Origin of the sequence: Phenylobacterium aquaticum (genome assembly GCF_947378715.1) — a bacterium.
Taxonomy (GTDB): Bacteria; Pseudomonadota; Alphaproteobacteria; order Caulobacterales; family Caulobacteraceae; genus Phenylobacterium; species Phenylobacterium aquaticum_A.
Genome location: NZ_CANCLE010000021.1, coordinates 25,035 through 33,317 on the forward strand (window position 1 = coordinate 25,035; position 8,283 = coordinate 33,317).

Annotated in this window: 7 protein-coding genes; 2 read left to right on the forward strand and 5 right to left on the reverse strand. The window is 67.9% G+C overall.

Annotated features, from left to right (window positions below; translation table 11 throughout):
* Positions 1-12: 12 nt before the first annotated feature.
* Complete coding sequence (locus Q7P21_RS04915; protein ID WP_304176035.1) at positions 13-753, reverse strand: SDR family NAD(P)-dependent oxidoreductase; 741 nt, start codon at positions 751-753, stop codon at positions 13-15.
* 96 nt (positions 754-849) lie between these two features.
* Between Q7P21_RS04915 and Q7P21_RS04920 the strand changes: the two genes are divergently transcribed.
* Positions 850-1,302: a helix-turn-helix domain-containing protein gene (locus Q7P21_RS04920; RefSeq protein WP_304166832.1), complete on the forward strand. Its 453-nt coding sequence runs from the start codon at positions 850-852 to the stop codon at positions 1,300-1,302.
* 16 nt (positions 1,303-1,318) lie between these two features.
* On the opposite strand, the gene Q7P21_RS04925 is transcribed toward Q7P21_RS04920, so the two are convergent.
* From Q7P21_RS04925 to Q7P21_RS04940, 4 genes are all read right to left on the reverse strand, one after another.
* Positions 1,319-3,184: an ABC transporter ATP-binding protein gene (locus Q7P21_RS04925; protein WP_304176025.1), complete on the reverse strand. Its 1,866-nt coding sequence runs from the start codon at positions 3,182-3,184 to the stop codon at positions 1,319-1,321.
* Positions 3,181-5,064, reverse strand: coding sequence for an ABC transporter ATP-binding protein (locus tag Q7P21_RS04930; protein WP_304176027.1), 1,884 nt, complete (start codon positions 5,062-5,064; stop codon positions 3,181-3,183). Before Q7P21_RS04930 ends, Q7P21_RS04925 begins: the two co-directional genes overlap by 4 nt.
* 107 nt (positions 5,065-5,171) lie before the next feature.
* Complete coding sequence (locus Q7P21_RS04935; RefSeq protein ID WP_304176029.1) at positions 5,172-5,939, reverse strand: DUF1365 domain-containing protein; 768 nt, start codon at positions 5,937-5,939, stop codon at positions 5,172-5,174.
* Positions 5,936-7,276: an NAD(P)/FAD-dependent oxidoreductase gene (locus tag Q7P21_RS04940; protein ID WP_304176031.1), complete on the reverse strand. Its 1,341-nt coding sequence runs from the start codon at positions 7,274-7,276 to the stop codon at positions 5,936-5,938. The genes Q7P21_RS04935 and Q7P21_RS04940 overlap by 4 nt, the downstream gene beginning before the upstream one ends.
* Positions 7,277-7,422: 146 nt before the next feature.
* On the opposite strand from Q7P21_RS04940, the gene Q7P21_RS04945 reads away from it, so the two are divergent.
* The coding region (locus Q7P21_RS04945; RefSeq protein WP_304176033.1) for a cyclopropane-fatty-acyl-phospholipid synthase family protein at positions 7,423-8,283 on the forward strand (861 nt) is incomplete at its 3' end.

The window sequence follows — 8,283 nt, forward strand, 5'->3', positions numbered from 1 at the left end:
CGGCGTCTCCCCTCACCAGGTTTCCGACCACGGGCGCAGATCCAGTTCATGCGTCCAGGCCGAGCGTTGTTGTTGGTGCAGCCACACATAATTGGCGGCGATCTGTTCCGGCTTGAGGATCACGTCGCGGTCCAGCAGGTCCTCGACGTCGGTGCGGTTGGCGCGGGTGAAGACCCCGTCGATCGCCCCGTCGACCACCACATGGGCCACGTGGATCCCCTTGGGTCCCATCTCGCGGGCCAGGCTCTGGGCCATGATCCGCAGGCCAGCCTTGGCGGCGGCGAAGGCCGAGAAGCCCTCCCGGCCGCGCATCGAGGCCGTGGCCCCGGTGAACAGGATCGAGCCCTTGCCGCGCGGCCCCATCACCCGGGCCGCCTCGCGTCCGGTCAGGAAGCCGGCGAAACAGGCCATCTCCCAGACCTTTGTGAACACCCGGGCCGTGGTCTCGACCATGCCGAAGCGGACATTGGCCCCGATGTTGAAGACCACCACCTCCAGCGGGCCGATCTCGGCCTCGATCTGGTCGAACAGGGCGACCATCTCGCCCTCCTCGCGGGCGTCGACGCCCTTGGCGTGAGCGATCCCGCCGGCGGCGCGGATATCGGCGGCCAGAGCCTCCAATTGATCGAGATTACGGGCGCGGCGGGTAATGACCACCGGATGGCCCTCGGCCGCGAAGGCCTTGGCGATCGCCCCGCCTACGCCGTCCCCGGCGCCCACCACCAGACAGACGCCCTTGCGCTCGCCAGCCATCGCCTCACCCATTAAGTTTATTTTCTGGACTGACTATGGTATTGAATCTGGACCCGGTCAATGGAAGATCAGGGTTCGGGATTTTGGAGCACGCCGATGAAGTGGGACGACCTGGCCGAACAGCCCTGTTCCGTCGCCCGCACGGTGGCGGTGATCGGCGACCGCTGGACCCTGATGATCCTGCGCGACTGCTTCCTCGGTATCCGTCGGTTCGACGACTTTCAGACCCGGCTGGGCATCTCGCGCACCATCACCGCCGAGCGGCTGAAGGCCCTCGTCGACGAGGGCGTGCTGAAGAAGGTCCCCTATCAGGACCGCCCCCTGCGCCATGAGTATCGCCTCACCGACAAGGGCCTGGACCTCTATCCGGTGATCATGGCCGTGGTGAACTTCGGCGACCGCCACTATGCCGGCGAGGCCGGCCCGCCCCTGCTCCACCGCCACCGGACCTGCGGCTGCGACTTCCAGCCGGTCATGACCTGTTCGGAATGCCACGACCCGCTGAACGCGCGCGAAGTGGAGACGCGGGCCGGGCCGGGGGCGGTCTGACCCCTCGGGCATGGCGTCACGTCCGGGTCGCGAACTCCGCATCCCCGGTCACCGCCACCACCTGATCGTCGAAGCTGGCGTGGGCGGACGTATAGAGGTGGGAATAGAGCCCGCCGTTCGCCATCAACTCGTCGTGGTCGCCCTGCTCCAGGATGCGGCCCTGCTGCAGCACCACGATGCGGTCGGCGTCGCGGATAGTCGCCAGCCGGTGGGCGATGACCATGCAGGTGCGACCGGCGAACAAGACCTTCAGCGCCTTCTGGATCGCCTGTTCCGTGAAGCTGTCGATATTGGCCGTGGCCTCGTCGAGGATCAGGATCTGCGGGTCGGCGACCAGGGCGCGGGCGAAGCTGATCAGCTGTCGCTGGCCCATGGAGAGGTTGCGGCCCCGCTGGCCCAGCGGGGTGTCGTAGCCCTCGGGCAGGCGCATGATGAAGTCGTGGGCCGAGACCGACTTGGCCGCCTCGACGATCCGCTCCAGGCTGGCCGCGGTATTGTAGCGGATATTGTCCTCGATGGTGCCGGTGAACAGGAAGGGCTCCTGCAGCACCATGCCGATGGTCTTGCCGAGACTGTCGAGCGTCACGTCGCGCACATCGTGGCCGCCGACCAGCACCTGGCCCTGATCGACCTCGTAGAAGCGGTGGGTGAGCGCGATGATCGAGGTCTTGCCCGACCCCGTCGGCCCGACCAGGGCCACCACCTCCTTGGGCCGCACGGTCAGGCTGATGTCGTGCAGGATCGGCCGCTTGGGATCGTAGCCGAAGGTCACATTGCGGAACTCGACCGTGGCTGCCACGTCCTTCAGCGGAATGGCGTCGGGCTTGTCGGAGATGGTCACCGCCACGTCCAGCACCTCGAAGATCCGGTGCCCGGCCGCCATGGCCCGCTGCATGATCGTGTACTGCATGCTGAGCATGCGCACCGGCTCGAAGAAGCGGTTCACATAGAGGATGAAGGTCACCATCACGCCCACCGCCAGGTGGCCGCCCAGCACCGCCTCGCCGCCCACCACCACGACCACCGCCATGGCGAAGCCGGTCAGGACATCGACGGTCGGGACCATGATCTGGGTCATCCAGCTGGCGCCGTTCTGGGCTTTGAAGTTCTCGAAGGCCTTTTCCTTGTAGAGCTCGAAATTCAGCGCCTCGCGGCGGCTTTCCTGCACCGTCCGTATGCCGTTGATGTTTTCGGCCAGCGCCGAATTGGCGGTCGAGGAGGCGTCGCGCGCCACCCGGAAGCTCTTCTTGGAATAGGGCAGCCAGACCGCGCGGATGGCGATCAGGGCCGGCAGCACGGTGAGGGTCAAGAGACCCAGCTTCAGGTCGGTGATCAGCAGTACGGCGGCGATGCCCACCAGCATGACGAAATCACCCAGAGCGCCGTTCATGCTCTCCAGGAATTCCTGCAGCGCGTTCACGTCGCCCTGCAGGCGCGACATGATTCGGCCGACGTGGGTCTTGTCCATGAAGGACAGGGACACGTCCTGGAAGTGGGCGAACATCGCGCGGCGGACGTCGAAGATCACTCGCTGCGCCAGGCGCGAGGACAGCCACTCGGCCGTGAAGAAGAAGATGGCGTAGGCGACCGCCACGGCGGAGAAGATCATCAGGGTTCGGTCGAGCCGCGCGCCGTCGCGGGCCACGGCGGCGTTGACCGCCTGGCCGACCATGGCGGGGATCGCCACCTGGCAGGCGGCATAGATCAGGACCGCGATCTGGGCGGTCGCCATGGCGCGCTTGTGCGGCGTCAGGAACGCCAGGAACCGGCGGGCTACGCCCACGTCGAAGGTCCCGAAGATGTCGTCGCCCTCGGAGCTGCCGAGCGAGGCGCGCGGCGTCTTGCGGCGAGGCGCCTGGGTCTCCTTCAGGGTGTCGCTCACGCGTCCGCCTCCGCATTCGCCGCGACGACGGCGTCATCGTCGATCACCGCGTCGCCCCGGGTCTGAAGTTCATAGAGGTCGGCATAGGTCCCGCCGGCGGCGATCAGTTCGGCATGGGTCCCGCGCTCCACGATCGAGCCCTCGTCCAGCACCAGGATCTGGTCGGCATGCATCAGGGACGACAGCCGGTGGGCGATGATGATGGTGGCCTTGGTCCGCGTGGCCTCTGATAGGGCGTCACGCACCCGGCGCTCGGTCACCGCGTCAATGGCGGCGGTCGAGTCGTCGAAGATCATCACGCCTGGCCCGGGCACCACGCCCCGGGCGATGCTCATCCGCTGGCGCTGGCCGCCGGAGAGCGCCACGCCGCGCTCGCCGACCCGGGTCTCATAGGTCTCAGGCAGGCCGGCGATATGGTCATGGATCTGGGCCACCTTGGCGGCGCCGACAATGCGCTCTTCCTCTGCCCACGGATCGGCATAGGCGACGTTGTGGCCGATGGAGCTATCGAACAGGAAGGCTTCCTGTTGCACCAGCCCGACATATTCTCGCAGTGAGGCCAGGGTCACGTCGCGGATGTCGACCCCGTCGATGCTGATGCGGCCGGCCGTGACGTCGTAGAAGCGCGGGATCAGATTGGCCAAGGTCGACTTGCCCGAACCCGGCGGCCCGACCACGCCGAGCGTCTGGCCGGGGCCGACCTCGAATTCCAGGTCCTTCAGCACCACCTTGCCGCCCGGGGCATAGGCATAGTCTACATGCTCGAACCGCAGCACGCCCTGGGTCGGCGCCAGCGGCCGGGCGCCCGCCCGATCGGCGATCTCCGGCTCCAGGTCCAGCACCTCGAACAGCCGCGCGCCTGAAGACGTGGCCCGGGCCGCCGAATTGAAGATCATGGCGATCTGGCGGATCGGGGTCTGCAACAGGGTCATATAGGTCAGATAGGCGGTGAGCGTGCCGACGCTCATGGTCCCCGCCGCCACCTTGTGGCCCCCGAACCAGAGCACGCCGGCCATGGAGGCGTTGAAGGTCACCTGCATCACCGAGACCGCCCGGAACCGCAGGGTGATGCGGTCATAGGAATAGGCCAGGGCCTTCATCGAGGCCTCGTCGAACTTGGTCAGCTCGAACACCTTGCCGGCGAAGGCGCGCACCACGCGGATGCCCTGGAGGTTCTCCTCCATGGTGAGCGTCAGCGCCGCCATCAGCTCCTGGAACCGGAGCCAGGTGACCCGCAGCAGGAAGCCCATCCGCCCCAGCGCCCCGGCCGCGAAGGGCACGAAGGCCAGGCCGATCAGGCCCAGCGTCAGGTCGACGCTGAGCATCTCATAGGCCGCGAAACCCAGCAGCAGAATCAGGGTCAGGATCGGCATCAGCCCGCCCTGGATGAACACTCGCGCGCCCTCCAGGTCGAGCATGCCCCGGGTGATCAGGTCTCCGGAATGCACCCGGTCGTGGAAGCCGAAGGAGAGCTTCTGCAAGTGCTGGAAGAACTGCAGGCGCAGGTCATAGCCGACACGCTGGCTGACATATTCGCCCAGATAGCCCGACAGCATGGTCATGACGCCGCGCACGATGGTGGCCGCGATCACCAGGCCGGCGGTGAACCACAGGGCCTGGCGCGCAGCGCCGGCCTGGGCCCCGCCCTGGGCCAGCAGGTGGTGAGCCTGGTCGACGGCATGGCCGAGCAGGCGCGGCAGGGCCAGGCTGGAGAGCGCCGAACCCAGGGAAGTCAGCATGGCCAGGGACAGCAGCCACGGATAGTTCATGGCCAGCCGCACGATCCGGGGCAGGACCTTGGGCGCAAGGCGGGGGTCGACCTGGGCCTCAATCGAGACAGCCGCAGCCCCATCCCGACCCGGTGGGCGGGAATCACTCATTTCAAATATCCATCGCTTGGTATGGCCTAATCTTGCGGCGCCGGATCGGCGCACGCCAGAGCTGTTTTGACGCTGAGCGCAAAACCTCCGTCGCGTGGCCGTCGCGCCTAGATCGCCACGCCCACCGTCACCGGCCGCGCGGGGGCCTTGGGCCGGGGCCGCAGCCGCTCGCCCTTCAGCCAGATCTTCAGGGCCTCCCAGTGGATCGCCGCCATCACGCCCACGGTCATCAGCGGATGCGATAGCCACGCCCGCCAGATCGCCCGATCGGTCAGTTCGATGCGCTCGCCGGCGAAGGCCGCGTTCAGCACCAGGCCCTCGGCGTCGGACACATCCACCGCGACGGCGACCCGCTCGTCCGGCGGGGTGATGCGGAAGCCATAGGCCAGGTCCATGTCCATGAACGGCGAGACGTAGAAGCCCTTGTCGATCCCCTGGCGCACCACCCCCGGCCCCTCGACCGGAATCAGATAGGAGTGGCGATCGCCGAAGGTGTTGTTGACCTCATAGAGCACCGCGCTCAGCGTCCCATCCGCCCGGTGGCAGAAGAACACGCTCAGCGGATTGAACACCCCGCCCAGGATGCGCGGCATGCAGAGCAGTCGCACCGGGCCGCCGCCCTCGATCCCCGCCTCGGCCAGATGCCGCGCCACCTCGGCCTTCAGGTCGCCGGTTCCCGACAGGTGGTCCTTCTGGGCGAAGCTGGTCAGGGCGAAGCGCTCCGCCCGGAACAGCCTCAGGCGCCGCCCCAGGGTCTCGACCTCGTCGAGGTCGATCAGCAGCATGAAGATCCGATAGCGCAGCCGATGCGCCCGGGGCTTCAGCCGCGCATGGGTGACAATCCCCGGATAGAGGCCGGACGCGAGCTCGGTCACGCCGCCTGCTCCGCCTCCGCCAGGTCCGGCGGGGTCAGGTGGATGCGGCTGGACTCGCCCTCGACCGTCCAGGGCCGACGCACGCCGCCCAGGGCCTCGGCCACGGCCAGGCCGGACTGCAGGGCGTCCTCATGGAAGCCATGACCGAAATAGGAGCCGCAGAACCAGGTCCTGCGCACCCCCTGCAGCGACCAGAGCCTCCTCTGGGCGTCGATGGCGGCGGCGTCGAACAGCGGGTGGTCATAGACGTCGGTATGGACCACCGCCTCCGGCGCAATCTCCTTGGTCGGATTGAGGGTGACGAACAGGTCCGGCGCGTCCTTGAGGCTCTGCAGGTCGTTCATCCAATAGGTGACGCAGCCCTCAGCGGGCCTGGCGCGGCTGCCGATATGGTTCCAGGCGGTCCAGGCCCGGCGGCGTCTGGGCATGAGCGCCGGGTCCGTGTGCAGCACCGCGTGGTTGCGGCTGTAGCGGAAGGCGGCGAGGAGGTTCCGCTCCTGGGGCGCGGCGTCCTCCAGCAGGGCGAGCGCCTGGTCGCCATGGGTGGCGATCACCACCTCGTCGAACCGCTCCACCCGGCCCTGGGCGTCGCGCAGGGTGACGCTGTCCGCGTCGCGGCGGATGCCGACAATCCGGGTCCCGGTGCGGATCTCGCCGGTGAAGGCCGCCTTCAGCGGGGTGACATAGGCCCGGCTGCCGCCGGCCACGGTGCGCCACAGGCCGCGTCCGAACACCGTCATCATGCCGTGGTTCTGGAAGAAGCGGATCAGGGCGGCGGCGGGATAGTCGCGGATGTCGGACAGCGGCGTCGACCAGATGGCGGCCGCCTGGGGCAGCAGGTGGTCGTCGCGGAACGCCTGGCAATAGCCCTTCTGGGCCAGATAGTCGTCGAGGCTGGTCAGCGGCGCCTCGAGCTCGGCCAGGTCCTTCGGCCCGGTGCGATAGAAGCGGGTGACGTCGCGCAGCATGTTCCAGAACCGGGCGCTGAACACATTGCGCTTCTGGGCGAAGATGGCGTTGGAGGAATATTCGAAGGCCCCGTCGTCCAGCGACACGCTGAGCGCCATGTCCGCCGCGATCGACGCCACGCCCAGGTGCTTCAGGAGCGCGGTGAAGTTCGGATAATTGGCCTCGTTGAAGACGATGAAGCCGGTGTCGACCGGAACCGGACCCTTGGTCCCCGGCGCGTCGACGGTGTTGGCGTGACCGCCGATCCGCCCGTCCGCCTCGAACAGCACCACGTCGCGGGTCTGGCTCAGCATCCAGGCGCTGGACAGCCCGGCGATGCCGCCGCCCACGACGGCGACGCGGGGACGGGAAGGGGCGGGGCGGGTCATGGCGCATCGATCTCTGGCTGACCGGACCTCAGCCGTCCGGAACGCTCAAGTTACGAACGCGCCAAACCGTCGGATGCATCCCCAAGCGGGGTCGGCGCGTATCGATTTCGGAGGCTGGCGCCTCTACCCACCCCGGAGGTTCTCCCATGTCGCTCGTCGCCGCCGCCATCCAGGCCTTTGAAGGGGCGCCGCTGCCGGATGTGGTGCGTCGCGCCGCCGTCGAGTTCCTGGTCACCAATGCGCGGCGCAATCTGCGCGACGCCCCGGCCGGCGCCGAGGCCGCCTTCGCCCGCGAGATGGCGGCCCGCCCGATCGCCGAGCACACCGAGGCCGCCAATGACCAGCACTATGAGCTGCCCGCCGCATTCTTCGCGGCCGTGCTGGGACCGCAGCTGAAATACTCGTCCTGCCTCTATGGAGAAGGCGCCGCGACCCTGGCCGAGGCTGAGGAGAAAGCCCTGTCGGAGACCGCCGCCCACGCCGGCCTGGCCGACGGCCAGACCATCCTGGAGCTCGGCTGCGGCTGGGGCTCATTGTCCCTGTGGATGGCCCGCGCCCTGCCCCGGGCCCGCATCACCTCGGTGTCCAATTCCAAGAGCCAGGGGGCCTTCATCCGCGCCCGGGCCGCCGCCATGGGCCTGAGCAATCTGACGGTGGTCACCGCCGACATGAACGACTTCGAATCCCAGGGGGGCTATGACCGCATCGTCTCGGTGGAGATGTTCGAGCACATGTCCAACTGGCGCGCCCTGCTGACCCGTGCGCGCGGCTGGCTGAAGCCGGACGGCCGCATGTTCATCCACGTCTTCACCCACAAGACCACGCCCTATCGCTTCGAGGTCGACGACGAGGCCGACTGGATCGGCCAGCACTTCTTCTCCGGCGGAGTGATGCCCAGCCACGACCTGATCCGCCAGTTCCCAGACCTGTTCGAGGTCGAAGACGCCTGGCGCTGGAGCGGCGCCCACTATGAGAAGACCGCCCTCGACTGGCTGGCCAATTACGAC

Bases quoted from the DNA above. Each gene is read 5' to 3' on its own strand.
- Q7P21_RS04915 (WP_304176035.1), bottom strand. From the start codon at position 753: ATGGCTGGCGAGCGCAAGGGCGTCTGTCTGGTGGTGGGCGCCGGGGAC.
- Q7P21_RS04920 (WP_304166832.1), top strand. From the start codon at position 850: ATGAAGTGGGACGACCTGGCCGAACAGCCCTGTTCCGTCGCCCGCACG.
- Q7P21_RS04930 (WP_304176027.1), bottom strand. From the start codon at position 5,064: ATGAGTGATTCCCGCCCACCGGGTCGGGATGGGGCTGCGGCTGTCTCG.
- Q7P21_RS04940 (WP_304176031.1), bottom strand. From the start codon at position 7,276: ATGACCCGCCCCGCCCCTTCCCGTCCCCGCGTCGCCGTCGTGGGCGGC.